Annotated in this window: 1 protein-coding gene; it reads left to right on the plus strand. The window is 45.9% G+C overall.

Translation table 11 applies throughout. The features are described 5' to 3' along the window. On the plus strand, window positions 1-200 hold a 200-nt coding region (locus ACP5NR_RS08830; protein ID WP_428006378.1), incomplete at its 5' end, for a hypothetical protein. Between the last annotated feature and the right edge of the window lie 369 nt (window positions 201-569).

The following is a 569-nucleotide window of genomic DNA, read 5'->3' on the forward strand; positions in this document are numbered from 1 at the left end:
CCGCGGACACAGCACCAATCCCAGCATCTGAGAATTTATTTGCTGAAGGTGATGGTCCAAAACTCGACAAGGACAAGGCCGAGTTATTTCATACTTTTGTTGCAAAGGGTCTGTTTGCCTGCAAGCGAGCACGCCCTGATATTCACACAGCTATTGCATTGCTGTGCACAAGAGTCAAGTCCCCCAACCAAGATGATTGAAATAAGTTGGTTTGTTTGATCAAGTCTTGTAATGGGACACGTCAGGACAGACTGAATTTGTCAACCGAGGATTTGCATGTCATCAAGTGGTACGTGGATAGCGCCTTTGGAGTGCATCCTGACCTCAAGAGCCACACCGGAGCCGTCATGACGTACGGCGGTGGAGCAGCCCAATCAATTTCCCGCAAGCAGAAATTGAACACAAGAAGTAGCACCGAAGCTGAGCTTGTTGGTGCAGATGATGCGGCAACTATGATATTGTGAACCAAGCTATTTATGGAAGCTCAAGGTCACACAATTGAAAAAAATATTTTGTACCAAGATAACAAGAGTACAATTTTATTGGAGAACAACGGAAAACGCAGCTCG

This window comes from Athalassotoga sp. (genome assembly GCF_049965695.1).
In the GTDB taxonomy this organism is placed as follows: domain Bacteria; phylum Thermotogota; class Thermotogae; order Mesoaciditogales; family Mesoaciditogaceae; genus Athalassotoga.